17 protein-coding genes are annotated in these 23,012 nt (G+C 67.2%); 6 read left to right on the top strand and 11 right to left on the bottom strand.

Translation table 11 applies throughout. The features are described from left to right. Positions 1–40 precede the first annotated feature (40 nt). The gene (gene msbA / locus ACN6PJ_RS22925; RefSeq protein ID WP_427998105.1) at positions 41–1,816 is read right to left on the bottom strand and encodes a lipid A export permease/ATP-binding protein MsbA; all 1,776 of its coding nucleotides are present in this window, start codon (positions 1,814–1,816) and stop codon (positions 41–43) included. A gap of 105 nt (positions 1,817–1,921) precedes the next feature. Here msbA and ACN6PJ_RS22920 point away from each other — a divergent pair, with 105 nt between their 5' ends. From ACN6PJ_RS22920 to ACN6PJ_RS22910, 3 genes are read left to right on the top strand one after another with little or no spacing between them, the layout of a single operon-like run. Beyond that, positions 1,922–2,893 (top strand): glycosyltransferase family 9 protein, encoded by a 972-nt coding sequence (locus ACN6PJ_RS22920; RefSeq protein WP_427998104.1) that lies wholly within the window; start codon positions 1,922–1,924, stop codon positions 2,891–2,893. Positions 2,894–2,905: 12 nt separating this feature from the next. Next, positions 2,906–3,670, top strand: coding sequence for a YdcF family protein (locus ACN6PJ_RS22915; protein WP_427998103.1), 765 nt, complete (start codon positions 2,906–2,908; stop codon positions 3,668–3,670). A gap of 28 nt (positions 3,671–3,698) precedes the next feature. After that, entirely contained in the window at positions 3,699–3,968 is a 270-nt protein-coding gene (locus ACN6PJ_RS22910; protein WP_427998102.1) for a YkgJ family cysteine cluster protein, read from the top strand. Between the two features lie 79 nt (positions 3,969–4,047). On the opposite strand, the gene ACN6PJ_RS22905 is transcribed toward ACN6PJ_RS22910, so the two are convergent. The 7 genes from ACN6PJ_RS22905 to dnaE form a co-directional block, all read right to left on the bottom strand. Next, a complete protein-coding gene (locus ACN6PJ_RS22905; protein ID WP_427998101.1) occupies positions 4,048–5,205 on the bottom strand; it encodes a glycosyltransferase family 4 protein in 1,158 nt (385 codons plus the stop codon). Further along, positions 5,180–5,905, bottom strand: coding sequence for a polysaccharide deacetylase family protein (locus ACN6PJ_RS22900; RefSeq protein WP_427998100.1), 726 nt, complete (start codon positions 5,903–5,905; stop codon positions 5,180–5,182). The genes ACN6PJ_RS22905 and ACN6PJ_RS22900 overlap by 26 nt, the downstream gene beginning before the upstream one ends. Before the next feature lie 100 nt (positions 5,906–6,005). After that, entirely contained in the window at positions 6,006–7,115 is a 1,110-nt protein-coding gene (locus tag ACN6PJ_RS22895) for a glycosyltransferase (protein WP_427998099.1), read from the bottom strand. Beyond that, complete coding sequence (locus ACN6PJ_RS22890) at positions 7,112–7,864, bottom strand: glycosyltransferase family 2 protein (RefSeq protein ID WP_427998098.1); 753 nt, start codon at positions 7,862–7,864, stop codon at positions 7,112–7,114. Before ACN6PJ_RS22890 ends, ACN6PJ_RS22895 begins: the two co-directional genes overlap by 4 nt. Further along, a complete protein-coding gene (locus ACN6PJ_RS22885; protein ID WP_427998097.1) occupies positions 7,861–8,709 on the bottom strand; it encodes a polysaccharide deacetylase family protein in 849 nt (282 codons plus the stop codon). The genes ACN6PJ_RS22890 and ACN6PJ_RS22885 overlap by 4 nt, the downstream gene beginning before the upstream one ends. Beyond that, complete coding sequence (locus ACN6PJ_RS22880; RefSeq protein WP_427998096.1) at positions 8,706–9,806, bottom strand: glycosyltransferase family 4 protein; 1,101 nt, start codon at positions 9,804–9,806, stop codon at positions 8,706–8,708. The genes ACN6PJ_RS22885 and ACN6PJ_RS22880 overlap by 4 nt, the downstream gene beginning before the upstream one ends. Next, positions 9,806–13,297, bottom strand: coding sequence for a DNA polymerase III subunit alpha (dnaE, locus tag ACN6PJ_RS22875; RefSeq protein WP_427998095.1), 3,492 nt, complete (start codon positions 13,295–13,297; stop codon positions 9,806–9,808). Before dnaE ends, ACN6PJ_RS22880 begins: the two co-directional genes overlap by 1 nt. A gap of 117 nt (positions 13,298–13,414) precedes the next feature. Here dnaE and lpxO point away from each other — a divergent pair, with 117 nt between their 5' ends. Continuing rightward, positions 13,415–14,314 carry a lipid A hydroxylase LpxO gene (gene lpxO / locus ACN6PJ_RS22870; RefSeq protein ID WP_427998094.1) on the top strand — a complete coding sequence of 300 codons (900 nt, stop codon included), beginning with the start codon at positions 13,415–13,417 and terminating at the stop codon, positions 14,312–14,314. A 57-nt stretch (positions 14,315–14,371) separates the two neighbouring features. Here lpxO and hrpA read toward each other — a convergent pair whose 3' ends face one another. Beyond that, complete coding sequence (gene hrpA / locus ACN6PJ_RS22865) at positions 14,372–18,301, bottom strand: ATP-dependent RNA helicase HrpA (RefSeq protein ID WP_427998093.1); 3,930 nt, start codon at positions 18,299–18,301, stop codon at positions 14,372–14,374. Positions 18,302–18,519: 218 nt separating this feature from the next. On the opposite strand from hrpA, the gene argA reads away from it, so the two are divergent. Together argA and ACN6PJ_RS22855 are read left to right on the top strand one after the other, a co-directional pair. After that, entirely contained in the window at positions 18,520–19,878 is a 1,359-nt protein-coding gene (gene argA / locus ACN6PJ_RS22860; RefSeq protein ID WP_427998092.1) for an amino-acid N-acetyltransferase, read from the top strand. Between the two features lie 104 nt (positions 19,879–19,982). After that, positions 19,983–20,255: an oxidative damage protection protein gene (locus tag ACN6PJ_RS22855; protein WP_043544209.1), complete on the top strand. Its 273-nt coding sequence runs from the start codon at positions 19,983–19,985 to the stop codon at positions 20,253–20,255. Between the two features lie 27 nt (positions 20,256–20,282). Here the strand turns inward: ACN6PJ_RS22855 and ACN6PJ_RS22850 are convergent, their stop codons facing one another. Then, positions 20,283–21,587, bottom strand: a complete 1,305-nt coding sequence (locus ACN6PJ_RS22850; protein ID WP_427998091.1) for an ArgE/DapE family deacylase — start codon at positions 21,585–21,587, stop codon at positions 20,283–20,285. Between the two features lie 40 nt (positions 21,588–21,627). After that, on the bottom strand, positions 21,628–22,947 hold the full coding sequence (locus ACN6PJ_RS22845) for an MFS transporter (protein ID WP_427998090.1): 1,320 nt from the start codon (positions 22,945–22,947) through the stop codon (positions 21,628–21,630). Positions 22,948–23,012 lie beyond the last annotated feature (65 nt).

Genomic DNA, 23,012 nt, shown 5'->3' with positions numbered 1-23,012 from the left:
GGAAACGCGCCCGGCCCGGGCCGGACGCGGAAGGCGGGGATCAGTCCTCGCGGAACTGCATCTTGTAGAGCGAGGCGTACAGGCCGTCGGCGGCCAGCAGCTCGGCATGGGGGCCTTGCTCGACGATCTTGCCGGCATCCAGCACGATGATGCGATCGGCATTCTGCACGGTGGACAGGCGATGGGCGATGACCAGCGTGGTACGGCCCTTCATGAGACGCTCCAGCGAGGCCTGGACCTGGCGTTCGGACTCGTTGTCGAGCGCGGAGGTGGCTTCGTCCAGGATCAGGATGGGCGCATTCTTGATCAGCGCGCGGGCGATCGCCAGGCGCTGGCGCTGGCCGCCCGAGAGGCGGGCGGCATTCTCGCCCACGGGGGTGTTCATCCCCTGCGGCAGGCCGTCGACGAATTCCAGCAGGTTGGCGGCCGCCAGGGCGTCGCGCACCTTCTGCTCGCTGGACTTGCCCAGCGCGCCGTAGCCGACGTTGGCGGCGATGGAATCGTCGAACAGCACCACGTCCTGGCTGACCAGCGACAGATGCGAACGCAGGCTGCGCAGCGTCAGGTCGCCGATGGGCACGTCATCCACGAGGATCTGCCCGCTATCGGCCAGCACGAAGCGCGGCAGCATATTGACCAGGGTGGTCTTGCCGCTGCCCGAACGGCCCACCAGGGCGACGGTCTGGCCGGGTTCGACGACGAACGAGACGTCGTTGACGGTGTCGCGGTCGGCGTCCGGGAAGCGGTGCGACACGGCGCGGAACTCGACCTTGCCGCGCACGGGCTCGGGCAGTTCCTTGGTGCCGGCATCGCCTTCGGGAACCTGGTCGATCAGCGTGAACACGCTTTCGGCGGAAACCAGCATCTTCTGCATGCGCGCGGCGACGTTGGTCAGGCGCTTGATGGGATCGAAGATCTGGGCCAGCGCCGCCATGAACGAGGCGAAGCTGCCCACGGTGAGCGCGCCGCTGTTGGCCTGGCTGAGCGCCACGGCGATGACCGCGCCGACCGAAATCGAAATGCATACCTGGGTCAGCGGGGTCAGCGCGGCGTCCGCCGTGGCGGTGCGCATGGCGAACCGGCGCAGGCGGCGGTTGACGAAATCGAAGCGGCCGCGCTCGACCTCGTAGCCGTCGAACAGCTTGATGACGCGCTGGCCGTCGATGCCCTCTCCCACGACCCGGGTCAGCTCGGCGTTCATGTTGACGGTTTCGCGGTTGATGCGCCGCAGGCGCTGGATGAAGAAACGCGAAATCAGCACCGAGACCGGCAGCATGATCAGGATGATCAGCGTCAGCACCCAGGACATGTACAGCAGCACGCAGATCAGGGCGACTACGACCAGGGTTTCGCGCACCAGCACCGTAATGACGTCGGTGGCATAGCCGGTGACGTTGCCCGCGTCGATGGTGAAGCGGTTGAGCAGGCGGCCGGTGTCGCCCTGTTTGAAGTCGGCGTCCGGCAGGCCCAGCAGGCGCTCGAACATGTCGCGCCGCATGCCCAGCAGCACATTGTTGGCGACCCAGGCCAACAGGTAATCGCTGAAGAAGTTGCAGATGCCGCGCAGCAGGATGAGACCCACCACGGCCAGCGGCAGCGCCCACACGTAATAGGGTTTGGCCCCGGAAAAGCCCCCGTCCAGCAAAGGCTTCATAATGACGGCCAGGACGGGTTGCGTGGCGGCCGCGCCCGCCATCAGCAGGATGGCCAGCAACAAGCCCTTCCAGTAGGAACCCACGCGGCTGTAGATCCGCCTCCAAAGTTCGGCTTTGACGGGCTGGGACCCCGCGGGCGCATGGCGTGCAGCAGAATTCAAAGGGATCACTCGCTTTTATACAATTGTGGCGAGAATTGTACCGGCTGCGCGCAGGCGCGCTGTCCGGACCGCCCCTCTTAGCCCTAACGCGCCCAGCGCCCATCCATGTCCGATATCAGTTGTCTGTACGTCCGGTTGCCCAATTGGGTGGGCGATGTCTGCATGAGCCTGCCCAGCCTGCGTGCCCTGCACGCCAGCGGGCTGCCCCTGGTAATCTGCGCCCGCCCCTGGGCCCGCGACCTGCTCGACGGCGTGGCCAAGCATGATTTCATCCCCATGCGCGGCAAGGTCGGCCCCGACCGGGCCGCCGTCAGCGCCCACCGGCGCGCCCTGGGCGCCCAGGGCCGGCGCGCGCGGGGCCTGCTGTTGCCGGACTCCCTGTCCAGCGCGCTGGTATTCCGGCTGGCTGGCGTGCCCTCGGCCGGCTACCGCGATGACGGCCGCAGCTTCCTGCTGCGCTGGCCGGTCTCCAAGCCCGACGATTCCCTGCACGCGGTCCAGTCCTGGCATTACCTGACCCGCGAAGCCCTGAGGCGCTGGGGCCTGCCCAGCGGCCGCGCCGAGCCGGCCCCGACGCTTGACCTGCCCCTGACCGCCGCGCACCGCGATGCCGCCTCCCAGGCGCTGGAAGCGGCCGGGCTGGCGGGCCGGCGGTTCGTCCTGATCGCCCCGACGGCCACGGGTCTGCACAAGGGCAGGATCAAGGTCTGGCCAGGATTCGATACACTTACCCGCGCCCTCCAGGCTCTCGGCCATACCGTGGTAATGTGCCCCCCTCCGGCCGAGGCCGAGGAAGCCCGGCGCAACGCCCCGACGGCGCTGCTGCTGCCCCCCCTGTCCCTGGGCGCCTTCGCGGCGCTGACGGCCAGGGCGGCGCTGGTGATTTGTAACGATTCCGGTGTGTCGCATGTCGCGGCCGCGGCCGCGGCCAGGGAACTCACCCTGTTCGGAGTCACCCGCCCCGGCCGGACCGGGCCGTGGTCGCCTCGAGCGGTGTGCATAGGCGCCGAAAACGCCTGGCCCTCGCCCGAGGAAGTCGTGCAACAGGCTGAAACCCTGCTGCACGAGACGCAGTAATCAGGATTTGAAATGCCCCTTTCCAGTTATCTCGCAAATCTGATCATTCCTTACAACCTGTGCATGACCCTGGTCGTGATCGGACTGGCGCTGGGCTGGGTCCGGATGCGCAAGACCGGAGTCGCCCTCATCGGGACCGGCCTGCTGTGGGCGCTGTTCTGGTCGCTGCCGGCCACGTCGCTCTGGCTGGGCGGGGCGCTGGAGTCCCGCTACCCGCACTTGCCTCCCGCGGAATCCCCGACGGCCGACGCCATCGTGGTGCTCGGGGGCAACACCGCCAATGGGCGAGCCAACTGGTTCCTGCCCTACGACAAAGGCACCGCCATCGTGCGCATCGACACGGCAGCCGAGCTCTATCGCGCGGGGCGCGCGCCCAAGGTCCTGCTGTCGGGCGGAGCGCTCGAAGGTGACGTGAGCGAAGCCCGGGGCATGGCTCACAACATCCGCCAGCAAGGCGTGCCGGAATCGGCGCTGATCCTGGAAAACTCCAGCCGCACCACCTATGAAAACGCCGCCCTGACCGAAGACAAGCTCAAGTCGCGCGGCATCGGCAAGATCCTGCTGGTGACCTCCGCGCTGCACATGCCGCGGGCGATGGCCGCCTTTTCCAAGCAAGGGGTGGAAGCCATCGCGGCTCCCACGCCGCCGCAGATCGTTGCGCCCGCGGACGGCTCGCTCGCGCTGTGGCTGCCCGACCAGCGCACCTTCGACGCCAGCCGCTCGATCATCAAGGAATACGCGGGCCTCTTCGTCTACTGGCTGCGGGGATGGGTATGAGGACAACGCCCTGCCCGGTGCCATGGGAATGAGCGCTCAAGCATGCCGGCCGGGCTGCGGCGCCTGTTGCATCGCACCGTCCATCTCCAGCCCGATTCCGGGCATGCCCGACGGCAAGCCCGCGGGGGTGCGCTGCGCGCAGCTCGATGAAAAAAACCGCTGCAAGATATTCGGACAGCCCGAACGGCCGGCGGTGTGCGGCTCATTGCCCCCCAGTCTTGAAATGTGCGGCGACAGCGCCGCGCAGGCGATGAGCCGGCTGACCTGGCTGGAACAAGCCACCTCGGTTACGCCCTGAAGATAGCCGGACGGCCACGGCGGAGCAGCGGTCCGACGAGTTGCTCAGCGCCCAGACAGACCGGCACCGCCGGGCACACCTAGGCCGCCCGCCCCCGCTCCCGCAGCACCTGCGCATACAGGTCTTCGTAACGCGAGGCCACCGCCTCCCAGCTTTGCTCGCGCGCGATCGCCAGGCCGCGCTCGGCCAGCGCCGCGCGCAGCTCGGGCTCCGAGCCCAGCCGCTCCAGGGCTTGCGCCAGCTGGGCGCCGTCGCGAGGGTCCTGCAGGATCAGCGCGTCCTTGCCCGCCGACAGGTACTGCGCGAAGCCGCAATAGGCGGGCGAACTGACCACGACCGGCAGCCCATGCGACATCGCCTCCAGGGGAGCCATGCCGTAGCTGTCGTTCAGGGTGGGGTGGGCATAGATGTCGGCCGCGCTGAAATAGCGGGCGACGTCGGGCGTGGGATCGATCAGGGAGACCCGGCCGGCGACGGCGCCGGCGGCGCGCACGCGCTCGCGGGTGGGCTCGTCCGCGCCCACGACCAGCAGCCGGTATTGCGGCGGCAGCTTGCCCAACGCGTCGAGCAGGGCCGGCAGGCCTTTGCGCAGCGGATTGCGGGCCACCAGCAGGCAGCCGATGGTATCGGCGTCCCACCCCAGGCGGGCGCGGGTCTCGTCGCGCCCTTCCCTTTGCGCGGCCGTGGGCAGCTTGACCCCCGGCGCGATGATGTCCACCGGCAGTTGCGGGCCGTAGCTGCGATGCAGCTGGTCCATGATCAGGCCGGAAACGGCGACTACCCGGCGCGCGGGCGCATTGCGCACGCGGAACCATTCCAGGAGCAGGTAGGTGGCCAGGCGCGGACTGAGCCAGGCGGTCAGGCGCTGCAGCGGCTTGACGCGGGTCAGGCGGTTGTAACGCACCGGCGTGACGTGCATGACCTGGATTTCGCCGGCCCAGCCGTTCATGTGCGAATGCACAATGTCGTAGCGTCCGCGGGTGAGCCGGTCGGCGCGCCAGGCGAAATACAGCACCCGCATCCAGCTGGGCAGCCAGCCCGGAAAGCGCACGGGCAGGAAGGGAAACGGCAGTTCGCTGTCGAAGTCTCGGGCCACGACCGACACGTCATGGCGCTGGCCGAGCACGCGCATCAGCTCCACGCCATAGGCTTCCGCGCCTCCGAAGCGATTGCCGAAGCGGTCGACCAGAAGCGCGATGCGGAGCCGCCGCTCAGCGGCGCCGGCGGGTGTCTTCATACCGGGTCAGGCACTTCTGCAGGAAACGGACGATATGGGTGGAGCGCGCCACCGTCACCCGGGGCAGCCCATAGGGATCGTCGGAAGCCGCCGCCAGGCCGCGTTGCGTCAGCGTGGCGTTGTCGTATCCGGCCTCGCGCACCATGGCCCGGTGTTCGGGGCCGTGATCGCCGTAGGGATAGCAGAAAGCGGTGACGGGTCCGCCCAGCGCCTGCTCCAGTTCGTCCTTGGATTCGACGATCTGGCGGCGGGCTTCCTCGGGCGTCATTTCAGGCAGGTGGACGTGGTCCAGGGTATGCGAACCGACCTCGTTGCCGGCCTGCGCCCATTCCCGCATTTCGGCCACGGTCATGAGCGGCGAGAACGGGATGCCCTTTTCCAGGTCCCATACATTGCCGCCATCGAACTGGCGAGCCACGAAATAGTTGGTGGCGGTGAAGCCCAGTTCGCTCAGTACCGGCATGGCGTTGTGGTGCACGTTGCGGTAGCCGTCGTCGAACGTGATGCCGAACACCTTGCCCTGCCGTTCGCCGCGCACATAGGGCATGACGTCCCGCATGGACAGGCCGCGATAACCCAGCCGGCGCATCCAGCGCATCTGCCGGGCGAAGCTGGAAGGATGCACCGTCAGCCCGCGATACGGCGTGCCCTTGGGATTGGGCTCGCCGATCTGGTGGTACATGAGTATAGGGATAGACATAGGGACGGATTATAAGGGCCCCCACGCCGCGCACGCTACGCGCGCTTGCTGCTCCCCGAGGGGGGGCGCCGCCTCAGGGAGGCCTGGCGGCTCGACGGCTTCAGGCCAGGGTGCGCCGATAGACATCCAGCGTGGCGGCGGCGAAACGTTCCAGGTTGAAGTCGTTCACGCTGGTTTCCCGCGCCTTGGCGCCCATGGCTCGCACGGCGTCGGGGTGGTCGAGCATGACGCGCAGCCGGTCTGCGATGGCCGGCACGTCGCGCGCGGGCACGATCCAGCCGTTGACGCCGTCGGTGACGTTCTCGGGCAGGCCGCCCGCGTCGCTGACCAGCGCGGGCAGCCCGAGGCTCATGATTTCGCGGCAGGCGAAGGACAGCGCCTCGCGGTAGGACAGCACGAAGCCGGCATGGCAGGCCGCCAGGGCGGGCCGCACGTCGTCGAGCAGGCCCGGGAACTTGACCTGGTCGATCATGCCCAGTTCGCGCACCCGGGCGAGCTTGGCCTCGTTGGGCGGATCGCCCGCGACCATCAGCAGCACCCGCGCCTTGTCGGCGGGCGGCAAGGCGGCGACGGCGGCCACCAGGTCCAGCCAGCCCTTGTCGTAATCGGTGCCGCCCGCGCTGCCCAGCAGCAGCTTGCCCTGCCAGCCCGGCCCGAAGATGCGGGTGCGCAGTTCGTCCAGGCCTTCCTGCGCCGGCGGAGAAAAGTAGTCGGTGTCGATCCCGTGGCGGATCGTGGTGATGGGACGCTTGCCATAGGGCGATCGCGCCATCAGGCCATGGACGTAGTCGCTGACGGCGATGCCGTGGTCGGTGGCCAGCGCCACCCGCAACTTGTGCCCGAAACTCGTCAAGGGATGGTCGTTGTGCTTGGTGAACACAATGCGCGGCCGCCGCGACATGCCCAGGGTGGCCAGCATGACCTGCTTGTGGTCGGCCGAGCCGTTCGAGTGGATGATGTCGTAGCGCCCGTCCTTGATCAGCCGGCGCAGCTGCGCGCGGTCCTTGAACCAGGATGACGGGCGCGTCGTGTACTGCATGTCCTCCACGCGCACGCCGGGAATGGCCCGGGCGTAGCGGTACAGCCGGCTGGTGGATGGCGCCGCCACCGTGATCTGGTGGTCCCTGGACAGCGCCTTCGCCAGATTGATGATGTAGGTGACGTGCCCCCCGCCGTTGCCGCCGTGGAAGTTGGTATAGAGGATCTTCACTTTTTCTTGTCGGCCAGGAACATCAGCTTCGAATAGCGGAAGAAACTGCCGGCGGCCGCGGTAACGGCCAGGACCAGGCCGTGCTTGCCGTCCAGGAAGCCGCGCCGGATCAGGTAGATCCGCACGAAAGTCCAGAAGCCGTGCCCCAGCGCGCCGAAGATCGACGTGCGCCGGCCCTTGGCGTACATCATCGCCGCGGCGTCGGACGAGTAGCGGTTGACCTTGGTGATCAGGGCGTCCAGGTTGTCGTAGGGATAGTGATGGAAATAGCCGCGCATCCGCAGGGGCTGGCCATTGGCCGGCACCACGCGCTCGTGCACCGCGGCGTCGGTGAAGCGCGCCGTGCCGCGCTTGAACAGGCGCAGCACGTAGTCCGGCCACCAGCCGCTGTGGCGGATGTCGCGGCCGCAGAAATTCGACAGGCGAGCGATCTCGTAGGCGTCGGCCTGCGGGGCGTCCAGCACGTCCTGGATTTCCCGGGCCAGTTCCGGCGTGACGCGCTCGTCGGCATCGATGGAAAGCACCCAGTCGCCCGTCGCCAGATCCAGCGCGCGGTTCTTCTGAGGCCCGAAGCCCGGCCAGTCGGAGGTGACCTCGACCCGGGCGCCCAGCGCTTGCGCCAACTCCACCGTGCCGTCGGTGCTGCCCGAATCGACGACGATGAACTCGTCGGCGAAATCGACCGACTTGAGGCAGGCGGCGATGTTCGCCGCCTCGTTCTTGGTGATGATGATGACTGATAACTTCATCCGCGATTCCTAAGACGCTTTTTCCAGGCCTTCCAGGCATGGAAGCGCGGCCCCCAGAAAGGATCGCGCGACAGCCAGATGCGCCGGTTCAACCAGGAGCCGCCCTGGTTGCGCACCGCGAAGCGGTAGATGTGCTCGGGATCCGCGCCGGGGGAGTTCTGGCCGAAAGGGTCGGTAGTGTACAGGTGGCGGAACCCCGCCTGCCTGGCTGCCGCCACGTAGTCGCCATCGAAATAACCCTGGGGCCAGCAGAGATGATCGCTTGCCTGGCCCAGCCGGCGCTCCAGCGTTTCCCGCGAGTCGCGAAGTTCCTGCGCGATATGCGCCCGCTTGGCGTCCGTATCGGCCCCGCAGACCTTGTCCCAACGGGTATGGGTATGCGTGTGGGAATGGAATTCGAAGGTGCCCGCGGCCCGCATGGCCTCGATCTCGCTCCAGCGCAGCATGGCCTCGTCGGCCCTGCCCGCCGCCACCAGCTGCTTGCAGGCGTCGTGGTCCGGCGTGGCGGGCAAGGGGCCGCCCTGGCCCGCGTGCGGCCGGACCGGCCCGTCGCCGATCCAGCCCGTGATGGTGAACAGGATGGCGCGCATTCCGTAGCGGGCCAGCACCGGATGCGCGTGCACCCAGTTGTTCAGGTAGCCGTCGTCGAAGGTGATCAGCACGGACCGCTCGGGCGCGTCGCCGCCCGCCAGGTAGGCCGCGAACTGTTCGGCCGACAGCGATCGGTAGCCGGCGCGGGCCAGCCGCGAAATCTGGGATTCGAAGACGTCGGGCGTCGCCGCGATCATGCCGCCCGCAGGCGTCACGTGGTGGTACATCAGCACCGGTACGTTGGGCGCGTTCATCCCGCGCGCTCCGCCAGCCACTTCGTATAGACGGCCTCGGTGGTTTCCGCCAGCCGGGCGGGCGAGAACACGCCCTCGTCCCAGACCATCTTGCGGCCCGCCTCGCCCATGCGGCGGCGCAGGCCGGCATCGTCGATCAGGCGCTGAAGCGCGTCAGTCAGGGCGCGGGCGTCCTTGGGCGGCACCAGGATGCCGGTTTCGCCGTCTCGGAACATCTCGGACACGCCGCCCACGTCCGTGCCGATGACGGGCAGGCCGCTGGCCTGCGCCTCGACGTAGACGGTGCCGGACGCCTCCTGCTGGGTCGCCAGCGCGAAGAGATCGAAGCCCGCCAGCAGGTTGGGCACGTCGCGCCGCATGCCCATCAGGTGGATGCGGTCCTGCAAGCCCCGCTCGGCCACATAGGCCTGAGTCTGCTCGAACACCGGCGAGCCGCCGCCGACGAACACCAGATGCAGTTTGGGCCGGCTGGCCATCAAGGGCGCGATCGCGTCGATCAGGTCCTTGTGGCCCTTGGTCGCGCGCATGACGGCCACACAGCCGACGACGATGTCGTCATCGGCCAGGCCGAGTTCCTCGCGCAGCGTGGAGCGTTCGACCGGCGGCGGCAGCACGATGGGGGAATAGACCGTAGCCACCCTGTCGGCGGGCACTCCGCGGTCGATGAGGTGCTGGCGCACGTGGTCGCTGACCGTCGTGACGCGGTGGGGCAGGCGGGTGTAGGACCACAGCGAGCCCACCTTGTTGGAGAGGTGGCGCGTGCGCACGATCAGCGGCGTGCCCGCCAGCCGGCCGGCGGCGGCCGCGATGACCGTATCGCGCCGGCTGTGCGTGTTGAGCACATCGTAGCGGCCTTCCCGCAGAATGCCGCGGATGATGGCGACGCCTTTCAGATAGTTCGCCACGCCGTCCATTTCCAGCGTGTGCACGGTGAAGCCGGCCTCCGACAGGCGTTCCGCCAGCAGGGCCTTGGGCTGGCAGATGGCCTCCATGTGGTGGCCCCGCGCGCGCATGGCGGTCATCTCCTTGAAGATCCGCCCTTCCTGGCCGCCGAAACTGGTGGCGGCCTCCGAGTGAACGATACGCAGGCTACGCATCAATAAGTCACCTCGACCCCGTCCGGCTTGGTCCATTCGTTCAGGTTCGCCAGCAGCGTATCCGCCATGCGGACCCGCCACTCCTCGCCCAGCCGCACGGTGCACAGGAAATTGTTCTTGGAATAGACGATATCGACGGGCACACCGGGGATGCCGTTCTCGGGCTCGGCCCGGAACGGATTCAGCATCTGCCGCAGGCGGGCCGCGTCGGCGCTGCCGTTGAGCTTGACGCGCAGCGACTTGGCCCGCGCCTCGCGGGCCAGCTGCAAGTCGTAGAGCTGCTCGGCCACGATGCGCATGCCGCCGGAATAATCGTCGTTGCTGACCTTGCCCTGGACGATGACGAGCTGATCCTCGCGCAGCCGGTTGCGGTGTTTCTCGTAGAGTTCATTGAAGACCGAGATTTCCACCTGCGCGGTGCCGTCGTCCAGCACGGCGAACACCATCTTGCCGCGCCGCGTCATCATGACGCGCACGCTGGCGAGCACGCCGCACATCCATTGCAGGTCGCGTTGCGGCTCTACGCGGGCCAGCTGCATGGGCACGATGCGCCGCACCTCGTCGCGCCAGGCGTCGAACAAGTGCCCGCTGTAGTAATAGCCCAGGGCGGTTTTTTCTTCCGTGAGCTTCTTGTGCAGGTCCCAGGGCGGGACCTTGGCCAGCTCGCCGGCCACCACGTCGCTGCTGTCGTCGCCGAAGAGCGAGGCCTGGTTGGCGCTGCGGGCCGCCTGTTCGGCGGCTTCCATCGCGGTGGGCACCGACGCCAGCATGGCCGCCCGGTTGGGCTCGATGGTGTCGAAGGCTCCCGCCTTGATCAGGGCTTCGATGGTGCGGCGGTTGACCGCGTGCTTGCTGACACGGCGGCAGAAGTCGAACAGGTTGAGGAAGGGGCCGCCTTCCTTGCGCGCGCGCAGGATGTCTTCGACGGCGCCCTGCCCCGTACCCTTGACGGCCCCCAGGCCGTAGCGCATGGTGCGCGGCGGCTTGCCGTTCTTGGTGTGCTTGTCGGCCACCGGCTCGAAGCGGTAGCCCGAGAAATTGACGTCCGGCGGCAGCACTTCGACGCCGTTGTCCTGGGCGTCGCGGCAGAAGATCTGTACCTTGTCCGTATCGTCCATGTCGGAGGACATGGTCGCGGCCAGGAACTCCGTCGGATGGTAGGCCTTGAGCCACGCCGTCTGGTACGAGATCAGCGCGTACGCGGCCGAGTGCGATTTGTTGAAGCCATAGCCCGCAAACTTCTCCATCAGGTCGAAAAGCTTGACCGCCAGGTCGGGATCGTGGCCTTTTTCCTTGGCGCCCTTCTCGAACAACTCCCGGTGCTTGGCCATTTCCTCGGGCTTTTTCTTGCCCATGGCGCGGCGCAGCAGGTCGGCGCCGCCCAGCGAGTAGCCGCCGATGATCTGCGAGATCAGCATCACCTGTTCCTGGTAGACGATGACCCCGTAGGTGCTCTTCAGGGTCGCTTCCAGGTCGGGATGGAAGTAGTCGACCGCCGCACGGCCGTGCTTGCGGTTGACGAAGTCGTCCACCATGCCGGATTCCAGCGGCCCCGGACGGTACAGGGCCAGCATGGCGATGATGTCTTCGAAGGTGTTCGGCCGCAGCTTCTTGAGCAGTTCCTTCATGCCGCGCGATTCCAGCTGGAACACGGCGGTGGTGTTGGCGTCGCACAGGATCTTGTAGGCGGCCGGGTCGTCCAGCGCCAGGGCCATGACGTCGAAGTCGCGCTTGTCTTCGTTGAACTGGCGCACGTAGCGCACGGCCCAATCCAGGATGGTCAGGTTGCGCAGGCCCAGGAAGTCGAACTTCACCAGGCCGGCGGCTTCGACGTCGTCCTTGTCGAACTGCGAGACGGCGCTGTTTTCCTGGCCAGGCTGGCAGTACAGCGGGCAGAAATCCGTCAGCTTGCCCGGCGCGATCAGCACGCCGCCGGCGTGCATGCCGATGTTGCGGGTCAGGCCTTCGAGCGGTTGCGCCAGGTCCACCAGCGCGCGCACTTCCTCTTCCTGCTCGTAGCGGTCCTTGAAGGCGGGTTCGTCCTTGAGCGTGCGCTCAAGCGACCACGGATCCATCGGGTTGAACGGGATCAGCTTGGACAGGCCGTCGCAGAACATATAGGGCATGTCCAGCACGCGGCCCGCGTCGCGCACCACCGCCTTGGCGCCGAGCGTGCCGAACGTGGCGATCTGGCTGACGGCCGCGCGGCCATACTTTTCCTTGACGTAGTCGATGACCCGTTCGCGGTTGTCCTGGCAGAAGTCGATATCGAAGTCGGGCATGGAGACCCGCTCGGGATTCAGGAAGCGCTCGAACAGCAGGTCGTAGCGGATCGGGTCCAGGTCCGTGATGCCCAGCGCGTAGGCCACGAGCGAACCCGCTCCCGACCCCCGCCCCGGGCCCACCGGCACGCCGTTGTTCTTGCCCCAGTTGATGAAGTCCTGCACGATCAGGAAGTAGCCCGGGAACCCCATCTGGATGATGGTCTTGCATTCCCAGCGCAGCCGCTCGTAGTATTGCTCGCGCTTGGACTCGCGTTCGGCGTCGTCGGGAAACAGGAAGCGCATGCGCTTTTCCAGGCCCTCTTCCGACAGCTGGACGAGGTAGTCGTCCAGCGTCACGCCCTCGGGCGTGGGGAAGTTCGGCAGGCGGGGCTTGCCCAGCACCAGGCTCAGGTTGCAGCGCTTGGCGATTTCCACCGTATTGGCCAGGGCCGAGGGCACGTCGGCGAAGCGGCGGGCCATTTCCTCGGAGCTGAGCAGGTATTGCTCTTTGCTGAACCGGCGCACGCGGCGGGGGTTGGCCAGGATTTCGCCTTCGGCGATGCAGACCCGGGCCTCGTGCGCCTGGAATTCGAATTCGTCCAGGAACTGCACGGGATGGGTGGCCACCACCGGCAGGCCCGCCTCGGCCGCCAGGCGCATCGCGGCCTGGGTATAGGCTTCGTCGCCGTCCATGCCGGCGCGCTGCAGTTCGATGTAATAGCTGCCCGGAAACAGATGCGCCCACTGGCGCGCGAGCGCCAGCGCCGAGACGGCGTTGCCGGCATCCAGCGCCTGCCCCACATCGCCTCCGCGCCCGCCCGACAGGACGATCAGGCCGTCCTGCCCCTGCAGCCATTCGCGCCGGATTTCGGCGCGGCCCTTGCCCTGGTTGGTCAGGAAGGCCTTGGTGAGCAGCTCGCACAGGTTCAGATAGCCCTTGTGGTTGCGCACCAGCAACAGCAGGCGGAAGGGTTTGGCGGGATCATCGTCGTTCGACAGCCAGACGTCGCAGCCCGCGATGGGCTTCACGCCCGCGCCGCGCGCGCCCTTGTAGAACTTGATCAGGCCGAACAGGTTCGACAGATCGGTCAGCGCGACGGCGGGCTGGCCCAGCTTGGCCACGCGCTTGATGAGATCGGGAATGCGCACGATGCCGTCCACGACCGAGAACTCGGAGTGAACGCGCAGATGAACAAAGGGGGACGGGTTTGTTACGGCTTCGGACATAGGCGGAATTGTACCGGTCAAAGCCGACGAACCGTGCGCCCCCGGGGGTTCGCGAGGACAGCCTGTGTAACAATAGCCCCTGGACGTGACCTACCCATTGCTGCACGAGATTTACGTATGAAATGGCTAATCCCCGGGATCTGGCTGGCCGCCATCCTGTTTGCGCACTTCCGCGGCCGCGTCAAGCTGCCGCTGGGCCGGCAACTGCTGGACCACTCCGTGCTGCTCGCCCCCATCAACGCCTTCATGGTGCTCGCCTCGCGCGTGCCGCCCACCCCCTACCTGACCACGAGCGAGATCGCCGAACTCAAGGTACTGGACGACAACTGGGAGACGATCCGCGAAGAGGCCGTGCAGATGGCCGAACTGCGGCGCATCAAGGCCGCCGACACCCATAACGACATCGGCTTCAATTCATTCTTCAAGTACGGCTGGAAGCGCTTCTACCTGAAGTGGTACGACGCGCGCCACCCGTCCGCCGAAGAGCTCTGCCCCAAGACCGTCGCCATCCTGAAGACCCTGCCCAAGGTCAAGGCAGCGATGTTCGCCGAGCTGCCGCCTGGCGGCCAGCTCAACCGCCACCGCGACCCGTTCGCCGGCTCCCTGCGCTACCACCTGGGCCTGGTCACGCCCAACGACGACCGCTGCCACATCATCGTCGACGGCGAGCCCTACAGCTGGCGCGACGGCGAAAGCGTGGTGTTCGACGAAACCTACGTCCACGAAGCCTACAACCGCAGCGAACAGAACCGCATCATCCTGTTCTGCGACGTCGAGCGCCCGCTGAAATGGCGTTGGGCCGAGGCCTTCAACCGCTGGTTCGGCCGGGTCGTGATGTCGGCGGCCAGTTCGCCCAACGACGGCGGCGACCAGACCGGGGCCATTAACAAGCTGACGCACGCGCACTGGGTCATCGACCAGAAGCGCAAGGCCTTCAAGGCCTGGAACCGCAAGGTCTACAAGGCCACCAAGTACGGCCTGATCATCCTCGTCATCCTGGGGTTCCTGGCCCTGTAAGACAAGAAAGGCCGCGGCAACGCGGCCTTTCTTGCATCTGGCACTGGGCGCCCGGCCCTAGCGCTGCAATGACTCCCAGCTTTTCATCAGGCGCTTGACCGAAACCGGCATGGGCGTCCTCAGCTCCTGCGCGAACAACGCCACGCGCAGCTCCTCCAGCAACCAGCGGAACTCATCCAGCCGGGGATCCGGCGCTCCTTTCAACGCCGAGCGCGCGCGCTGGTACTGGGTCAGCAGCGGCGCCATTTCGGCCACCAGCTTCGCATCGCGCGCCGGATCGGCGCGCAGCTTGTCGATGCGCGCCTGCACCGCCTTCAGATAGCGCGGGAAATGCGCGAGCTGCGCATACGGCGTGTCGCGGATGAACCACTTGGGCATCAGCGCGCCCAGCTGCGCCTGCAGGTCGGCGTAGGCCGTGGCATGCGGCTTGGCCTGGGGCAGCTTGCGCTGCACCGCCGCGTACTCCGTCAGCACCGCCCCCGCCAGGCGCGCCACCTCCTGGGCCAGCAGGCCCAGCCGGCCCTTGCCATCGGCGCGCCGGGCCTCGAACTGCTGCTCGTTCACCGGCCAGGGATCGGCCAGACAAGCCTGCCCCAGCGCGCAGTCGATGATCTGGTCGCGCAGTTCTTCCTGCGTGCCCAGCGTCATGTAGAGCATGCTGATGCGGGTCAGGTCCGTCAGGTTCTTTTCCAGGAACTTCACCTGCTCGCGCAGCCCCAGGCGAAACAGCCTGAGCAGGCCGGCGCGATGGTGCTTGCGGGCCTCGTCCGGATCGTCGAACACATCCAGGTCGCAATGGGCGCCGCGGTCCACCAGCGCCGGGTAGCCGATCACGGACTGCCCGCGCCGCTTGATCTCCATGATCTCCGGCAGCGGGCCGAAGGACCAGGACGTCAGGTTCTCGTGCGCCAGCGCCTGGGCCACCTGCGTGTCGCTGGCCGCGAGCTGCTGGAAAGTGGCCTGGGCCTGCTTGCCGAATTCGGCGCGCAGCTGCGCCAGGTTGCGGCCGGCGGCCAGCATGCGGCCATGCTCGTCGACCACCCGGAAATTCATGAACAGGTGCGCCGGCAGGGTTTCCAGTTTGAAATCCGCCACGGCCGGACGGACCTGGACCTGGCTCCACATATCGGCGATGAGGGCGTCGACCAGGCCCTGCTGCGGGTCCCCCAGGCGGTCGAACCAGCGGTCGTAGAACCCGGCGGCGTAGTCCGGCAGCGGCACGCAATGGCGGCGCAGCTTCTGCGGCAGGGACTTCAGGAGCAGATGCACCTTTTCCTTGAGCATGCCGGGCACCAGCCATTCGCAGCGCGCCGGATCGATCTGGTTCAAGGCGAACAGCGGCACCGACAGCGTCACGCCGTCACGCGCGGAACCGGGCTCGAAATGGTAGTCCAGGGCCATGGACACGCCCTGCCATTCCACCTTCTTGGGAAACACGTCGGTCGTGACGCCCGCCGCTTCGTGCCGCATCAGTTCGTCGCGGGTCAGCAGCAATTGGGCGGCCGCGGCCTTGTCCAGGCCCGACACCCATTTCTCCAGCGTGGCCGTCTGCGAAATGCCTTCCGGCAGCTGGCGATCGTAGAAGGCGTAGATCAACTCGTCATCGACCAGGATGTCGGGCCGGCGGGTCTGGTGTTCGAGCTTCTCGATGCCGGCGATCAGCTTGCGGTTGTGCGCCACGAAGGCCAGGCGCGTATCGATCTCGCCCGGCACCAGGGCCTGGCGGATGAAGAGCTCGCGCGCGTGCGCCGGATTGACGCGGCCGTAATGGATGCGCCGGCCGGTATAGATGACCAGCCCGTACAGCGTGGCCCGCTCGTTGGCCACGACCTGCCCTGCCTTCTTTTCCCAGCGGGGATCGGACCAGTTCCGGCGGATCAGGTGCGCGGCCACTTTTTCCAGCCACGCGGGATCGATCCGCGCCACGCAGCGCGCATAGAGCCGCGTGGTCTCGACCAGTTCGGCGGCGACGATCCAGCGCCCCGCCTTCTTCACCAGCCGCGAACCCGGATGGATGTGGAAGCGGATCTCGCGGGCCCCTTGGTAGTGGCCGCCCTCGTCGCTCTTGAAGCCGATATTGCCCAGCAGCCCCGACAGCAATGCCAGGTGCAGCTGCTCATAGGTGGCTTCCGTCTGGTTCACGCGCCAGCCCTGCTCGCCCACCAGGGCCGCCAGCTGGGTGTGCACGTCGTGCCATTCCCGCAGCCGGATGGGCGACAGGAAGTTCTGGCGCAGCAGCGCCACCAGCTTGCGCTGGGACGCCTTGTGCTGCACCTGTTCGCCATACCAGCGCCACAGTTTCAGGAAGGAAATGAACTCGGATTTGTCGTCGCCGAATTTGGCGTGCGCGGCCTCGGCGGCCTCGCGCTCCTGCATGGGGCGATCGCGCGGATCCTGCACCGACAGGGCCGAGGCGATGACCAGCATTTCCGCCAGGCACTGCTGTTCCCGCGCGGCCAGGATCATCCGGCCGATGCGCGGATCCACGGGCAGCCTGGCCAGCTCGTGCCCCGTGCGCGTCAGCGCGAAGGAGGCGCCGGTGCGCGCGCCGTCCGCGTCCTCGCCGGACGGGGACGCCAGTTCGATCGCGCCCAGCTCCTGCAGCAGGTGGTAGCCGTCGGCCACGGCGCGCCCGGGGGGCGCCTCGACGAAGGGGAACTGCTCGATGTCATCCAGCTTCAGCGACTTCATCCGCAGAATGACCGAGGCAAGCGAGGAACGCAGCACTTCCGGATCGGTGAACGGCGCCCGGTTGTTGAAATCCAGCTCGTCGTAGAGCCGGATGCAGACGCCCGGCCCCACCCGGCCGCAGCGGCCGGCGCGCTGGTTGGCCGAGGCGCGGCTGATCGGCTCGATGCGCAGCTGTTCGACCTTGTTGCGCCAGGAATACCGCTTGATGCGCGCCAGCCCGCTATCGACCACGAAACGGATGCCGGGCACGGTCAGCGAGGTTTCCGCCACGTTGGTGGCCAGCACGATGCGCCGGGCGTTGGTGCGCGGGTGGAAAATCTGCTCCTGCTCGGCCTGCGACAGCCGCGCATAGAGCGGCAGCACCTCGGTGCCCGCCGGATGCCGCTTGCGCAGCGCCTCGGCGGATTCGCGGATCTCGCGCTCGCCGGGCAGGAAGACCAGCACGTCGCCAGGGCCATGCCGCGCGCATTCGTCCACGGCGTCCACGATGGCGTCGATCTGGTCGCGTTCTTCGTCGCCCGACATGCGCTCGCGTTCGCGGCCAGGCTTGCCCGCCGCCAGCGCCTCGTCCTGCGCTGGCTCTTCGCGCACGGGACGATAGCGGACTTCGACGGGGTAGAGGCGGCCAGACACCTCGATGACCGGCGCGGGCTTGTCCTCGGACGGGGCGAAGTGCCGGGCGAAGCGCTCGGCGTCGATCGTGGCCGAGGTGATGATGAGCTTCAGGTCCGGGCGGCGCGGCAGCAGCTGCTTCAGGTAGCCCAGCAGGAAGTCGATGTTCAGGCTGCGTTCGTGCGCCTCGTCGATGATGATGGTGTCGTAGCGGCGCAGCAACGGGTCGCGCTGCGACTCGGCCAGCAGGATGCCGTCCGTCATCAGCTTGATGGACGCGTTGGGGCCGGTGCGGTCGTTGAACCGCACCTGGTAGCCCACCACCTCGCCCATCGGCGTATTCAGTTCCTCGGCGATGCGTTTGGCCACCGAGGTCGCCGCCAGGCGGCGCGGCTGGGTGTGGCCGATCATTTTCTGGCGGCCGCGGCCCAGTTCCAGGCAGATCTTGGGCAGCTGCGTGGTCTTGCCCGAGCCGGTCTCGCCGCTGACGATCACGACCTGGTGGCCGGCGATGGCGCGAGCGATCTCCTGGCGCCGCGCGCTGACGGGCAGGTCTTCGGGGTAAGTCACCGCGGGAATGGGCCGCTCGGGGCGCGGCGCTCGGCGCGTATTCTGTGCAGCGGCCGCCGCCGGGGCCGCCGCGTCCGCGGTCTTGGGCGCCCGCGGGCTGGAGGATTCAGGCATGTACGATAGTCCGGTTAGGCCGACATTATAAATTTCCGCGCGCCGCCCGCTGGGCGGCCGCGCCCGGAACCGGAGGATCGGGCACGGAATTCGCGCGGTATTCCGCATGCGGCGGCCCCCCGGCGGCCATATAATTTCGCCACGCCGTCCGCGCGACGGCGCTATGACGCGGCATGGCGCCGCGTTTTGACCGACTCTCAGGAATCCCTCCACCCATCATGCCCGACCTGGAACCAGACACCGTCTCCGCCCTCGAAGCCCCTGAATTCGCACCCGCCCAGTTCGTCCGATGGTTTCGAGACGTGGCGCCCCATGTGCATGCGTTCCGAGGCAAGACGTTCGTGGTGGCGTTCGGCGGCGAACTGGTGCAGGCCGGCGCGCTGAACGCGCTGGTGCAGGACCTGTCGCTGCTGTCCTCGCTGGGCATCCGCCTGGTGCTGGTGCACGGCTCGCGCCCGCAGGTCAATGAGCAACTGCGCCTGAAGGGCTTTACGCAGCAGTTCGACCGCGGCATGTCCCCCACCGACGCCGCCGCCCTGGAATGCGCCAAGGAAGCCGCGGGCGAGATCCGTCTGGATATCGAGGCCGCCTTCAGCCAGGGCCTGCCGAACACGCCCATGTCGCACTCGCACATCCGCGTCATTTCCGGCAACTTCGTCACGGCCCGCCCCGCCGGGGTGATCGACGGCGTGGACTACAAGCACACCGGCCAGGTCCGCAAGATCGACATCGACGCGCTGAAGTTCGCCATCGAGAAAGGCTCGTCCGTCGTGCTGCTGTCGCCCCTGGGCTTCTCTCCCACCGGCGACGCCTTCAACCTGGCCATGGAAGACCTGGCCACCAGCGTCGCCGTGGCGCTGCGCGCCGAAAAGCTGATCTTCCTGTCCGGCTCCCCGGGCGTGATGAATGACGACGGCACGCTGGACACCGAACTGGCCCGCGTGGACGCCGACGCGCTGCTGGCCGCCGGCACGCTGGACGAGGACACCCACGCCTTCCTGCATTGCGCGTCCCTGGCCGTCAAGCGCGGCGTGGCCCGCGCCCACCTGCTGCCCTTCACGCTGGACGGCAGCGTGCTGCTGGAGATCTTCACCCACGACGGCGTGGGCACCATGGTGGTCGAGGACACGCTGGACGATCTGCGCCCGGCCACCATCGACGACGTGGGCGCCATCCTCAGCCTGATCGAACCGCTGGAGGCCGACGGCACCCTGGTGCCCCGTCCCCGCAGCGTGGTCGAGCGCGACGTCGAAAACTTCACGGTGCTGGAGCACGACGCCGTGATCTACGGCTGCGCCACCCTGCACATGTTCCCGGAAGAGCAGATGGCGGAAATGGCCTGCCTGATCGTCCATCCGGAATGGCAAGGCTCGGGCGAAGGCGAAATCCTGCTGCGCCACATGGAATCGCGCGCGCGCGCCGCGGGCGCCAAGCGGCTGTTCGTGCTGACCACCCGGACCTCGCACTGGTTCATGAAGCGCGGCTTCGTGCAGGGAGGCATCGCCGACCTGCCCCGCGAAAAGCAGAACAACTACAACCGTTCGCGCAACAGCCTGGTCTTCATCAAGAAGCTGTAACCGTCCTCCGCGGTACGGTTACCGCAGAGGCTGAAGGGGCTTGGCGTCCATAGGGGGCCAAGCCCGGTAAAATACCGGCTTACTTATTTTTCCGGCAGCGAATCATGGCTCGTATCGTCAACTGTGTGAAATTGAAGCGTGAAGCCGAAGGGCTGGATTTTCCTCCCTACCCCGGCGAACTCGGCACCCGCATCTGGCAAAGCATTTCGAAGGAAGCCTGGGAAGAATGGAAGGCTATCCAGACGCGCCTGGTCAATGAAAACCGCCTGAACCTGGCGGACGCCCGCGCGCGCAAGTACCTGCAGCAGCAAATGGAGCGCTTCCTGTTCGAAGACGGCAGCGTCGAGGCCCAGGGCTACGTTCCGCCTTCGGCCTGATCCCCGAACGGCCGCGCCCCGCGGCCCTTATGCCGGCGCCTGCAAACCGCACCATTGCGCGATGAAAAGCGCAATCGTCTTGGTGATCAGGCGCAGCGATTCCAGGTGGACGCGCTCGTCGAAACCATGGATATCCAGCGATTTGGGGCCATACACCAGCGTCGGCATATCTCCATAGATCACGAACACGCGAGCGTCCAGGTAGCCAGGCGTCGTAAAACTCTGCAATTCGCTCTGGAACGCCTGCCGATGGCAATCGCGCAGCGTGTTCTCGGCGTCCGACCCTTCCTCCAGCACATAGCCTTCGGCATAGAACCCGGTGTAGGTCACCTGCGGCGCAGTGCCCCCCAGGCGCGGATCCGACACGGCCTCGCGCAGGCAGGCGTCGATCTCGGCCCGCGCCTCGTCGGCCGTGGTGCCCGGATAGATGGCGGCGCGCACATCGAACTCGCACCACGGCGGCACCGTCGACGGCCAGTCGCCGCCCACGATCTTGCCGATATTGAAGTTGATGGGATGGTCCAGGTGCTCGAAGTGCCGATGGCAATGGTGCTGTCCGTTCCATTTCGCTTCCACCCGGCGCAACGCCTCTATGGCCGCGTAGGCAGCGTCGATTGCGTTGAAGCCGTTGGCCATTTCCCGCGTGTGCGTGGGATGCCCCTGCACGCGGACCTTGAACCACAGAACGCCCACGTTGGCGCGCACCAGCATGTTCTCTTCCGGCTCCGGGATGATGACGGCGTCGGCCTTGTACCCCCGCAGCAGGGCCGCCAACGCGCCGTTGCCCGTGCATTCCTCCTCAACCACCGACTGGAAATAGATGGGCGCTCCCGGCGCATAGCCTGCCGCCCGCAGCGCATCGTAGGCGTACAGGTTGGCCGCCAGCCCGGCCTTCATGTCGGCGGCGCCGCGGCCGTACATCCAGCCGTCGACGATGGCGGGATCCCAGGGCGAGCGGCTCCACATCTCCTGAGGCCCGGTGGGAACCACGTCGATATGCCCGTTGAGGATCAGGGAGCGGCCCGTCTGGACGGCGGGCCGGTAGGTGCCGACCACGTTGTAGGCGTTTTCGTACGACACCGTGACGGGGCCGAAGCCCGGATGGGAGCTGATGTCCTCGACGTCTATCTTCCAGCGGTCCATCGCGAAGCCGCGCTGGCGCATCGCCTCGTACAGGAAGTCCTGCGCCGTGTGCTCCTGTTCGCGCAGCGAGGGAAAGCGCACCAGGTCCTGCGTGAAGGCGAGCTGCGCATCGAAGCGTTCGTCGACGGCCCGCAGGATGCGGCCGATTTGTTCGGAAGTCAGCGCGGCGGGCGCCGTTGTGTTGTCCATGCAATCTCCTTGAATATGGGACAAATGGGCGTGATACGGCTCAGGCCGCGCGCGTGGCAGCCGTCGCGGCTCCGTCGGCGCGCTGCTTGTGCGCCGCCAGGCCCCAGATGGAAACCAGGGTGATGAGCGAAAGGCCGGAATAGAACAGCGCCAGCGGCATCCACTGCCCCGGGTAACGGTGCGACAGCCACGTGCCGACCAGGGGCGTGAAGCCGCCGGCTATCGCCCCGCACAATTGGTAGGAAAGCGAAATCCCCGAATAGCGCACGTGGGTGTCGAAGGCCGAACTGATGAAACCGGCCATGGCCGAATAAATCGTCGCCATGAACACCAGCACAATCGCGATACCCGCCACGATGCTCAGGGGCGTGGCATGGCTGACCAGCACGAACATCGGATACGGCGCCAGCACCGAGCAGGCGGCGGCGACAATCAGCACGCGCGCCGTGCCCAGCGACTCCGCGAACCACGCGGCCAGCGGCTGCACGAAGAACTGGATGATCGCAACCGCGAACAGGCAGTCCAGGATCATCGCCCGGTCCAGGCCCAGCGTCTGCGTGGTGTACGCCAGCATGAAGGTATTGGTGAAGTAGATGCCGCCGATGGCGACGGTGCAAACCCCCATGCACAGCAGCACCGTGCGCCAGGCCGTGCGCATGACTTCGCGGGCCGGGATCTCCAGCGTCTCCTGGCGCGCGAGCACCTTGGCGAAATCGGGCGATTCGCTCACCCCGATCCTGATGAAATAGCCGACCACCAGCAGGACGGCGCTCACGAGGAACGGTATGCGCCAGCCCCAGGCCAGGAAATCGGCCTCGTCCAGCGTGGTGATCAGGCGGAAGGCCACCAAAGAGAGGATCAGCCCGGCGGGGCTGCCCAACTGCGCGAAGGATGCCGCGAACGTGCGGCGGCGCTGCGACGCGTGCTCGCCCGCCATCAGCACGGCTCCGCCCCATTCGCCGCCCACCGCCAGGCCCTGCGCCAGGCGCAGCAGCAACAGCAGCGCGGGCGCCAGCAGGCCGGCCTGTTCGTAGCCGGGAAGCAGGCCGATGCCCACCGTGGCCACGCCCATGATGATCAAGGTCGCCATCAACGCATTCTTGCGTCCGATCCGATCGCCCAGATGGCCGAACACCAACCCGCCCAGGGGCCTGGCCAGGAACCCGGCGGCGAACGTGCCGAACGACGCCATCGTGCTGACGAAGGGGTCCGCCGCCGGGAAAAAGACCTTGCCGAAGACCAGCGCGGCCGCGGTGGCATAGATGTAGAAGTCGTACCACTCGATGGTCGTGCCGATGAACGCGGCGGCGGCGGCGCGCACCGGCTGCTTGGCGGCGGATGGATGGGCGGGGCCTGCCATATTTCCTCCTTGGGATGTCTTTGCTTTTGATGGCCGCTTTATCGCCCGCCGCGCGACATACGGTC

Origin of the sequence: Achromobacter sp. (assembly GCF_050285585.1) — a bacterium.
In the GTDB taxonomy this organism is placed as follows: Bacteria; Pseudomonadota; Gammaproteobacteria; order Burkholderiales; family Burkholderiaceae_B; genus Achromobacter.
Note: the sequence above shows the minus strand (reverse complement) of the source record. Positions and strands in the feature narration are given on the sequence as shown.

Bases quoted from the DNA above. Each gene is read 5' to 3' on its own strand.
- ACN6PJ_RS22920 (WP_427998104.1), top strand. From the start codon at position 1,922: ATGTCCGATATCAGTTGTCTGTACGTCCGGTTGCCCAATTGGGTGGGC.
- ACN6PJ_RS22915 (WP_427998103.1), top strand. From the start codon at position 2,906: ATGCCCCTTTCCAGTTATCTCGCAAATCTGATCATTCCTTACAACCTG.
- ACN6PJ_RS22910 (WP_427998102.1), top strand. From the start codon at position 3,699: ATGAGCGCTCAAGCATGCCGGCCGGGCTGCGGCGCCTGTTGCATCGCA.
- ACN6PJ_RS22905 (WP_427998101.1), bottom strand. From the start codon at position 5,205: ATGAAGACACCCGCCGGCGCCGCTGAGCGGCGGCTCCGCATCGCGCTT.
- ACN6PJ_RS22900 (WP_427998100.1), bottom strand. From the start codon at position 5,905: ATGTCTATCCCTATACTCATGTACCACCAGATCGGCGAGCCCAATCCC.
- ACN6PJ_RS22890 (WP_427998098.1), bottom strand. From the start codon at position 7,864: ATGAAGTTATCAGTCATCATCATCACCAAGAACGAGGCGGCGAACATC.
- ACN6PJ_RS22885 (WP_427998097.1), bottom strand. From the start codon at position 8,709: ATGAACGCGCCCAACGTACCGGTGCTGATGTACCACCACGTGACGCCT.
- ACN6PJ_RS22880 (WP_427998096.1), bottom strand. From the start codon at position 9,806: ATGCGTAGCCTGCGTATCGTTCACTCGGAGGCCGCCACCAGTTTCGGC.
- dnaE (WP_427998095.1), bottom strand. From the start codon at position 13,297: ATGTCCGAAGCCGTAACAAACCCGTCCCCCTTTGTTCATCTGCGCGTT.
- lpxO (WP_427998094.1), top strand. From the start codon at position 13,415: ATGAAATGGCTAATCCCCGGGATCTGGCTGGCCGCCATCCTGTTTGCG.
- hrpA (WP_427998093.1), bottom strand. From the start codon at position 18,301: ATGCCTGAATCCTCCAGCCCGCGGGCGCCCAAGACCGCGGACGCGGCG.
- argA (WP_427998092.1), top strand. From the start codon at position 18,520: ATGCCCGACCTGGAACCAGACACCGTCTCCGCCCTCGAAGCCCCTGAA.
- ACN6PJ_RS22855 (WP_043544209.1), top strand. From the start codon at position 19,983: ATGGCTCGTATCGTCAACTGTGTGAAATTGAAGCGTGAAGCCGAAGGG.
- ACN6PJ_RS22850 (WP_427998091.1), bottom strand. From the start codon at position 21,587: ATGGACAACACAACGGCGCCCGCCGCGCTGACTTCCGAACAAATCGGC.
- ACN6PJ_RS22845 (WP_427998090.1), bottom strand. From the start codon at position 22,947: ATGGCAGGCCCCGCCCATCCATCCGCCGCCAAGCAGCCGGTGCGCGCC.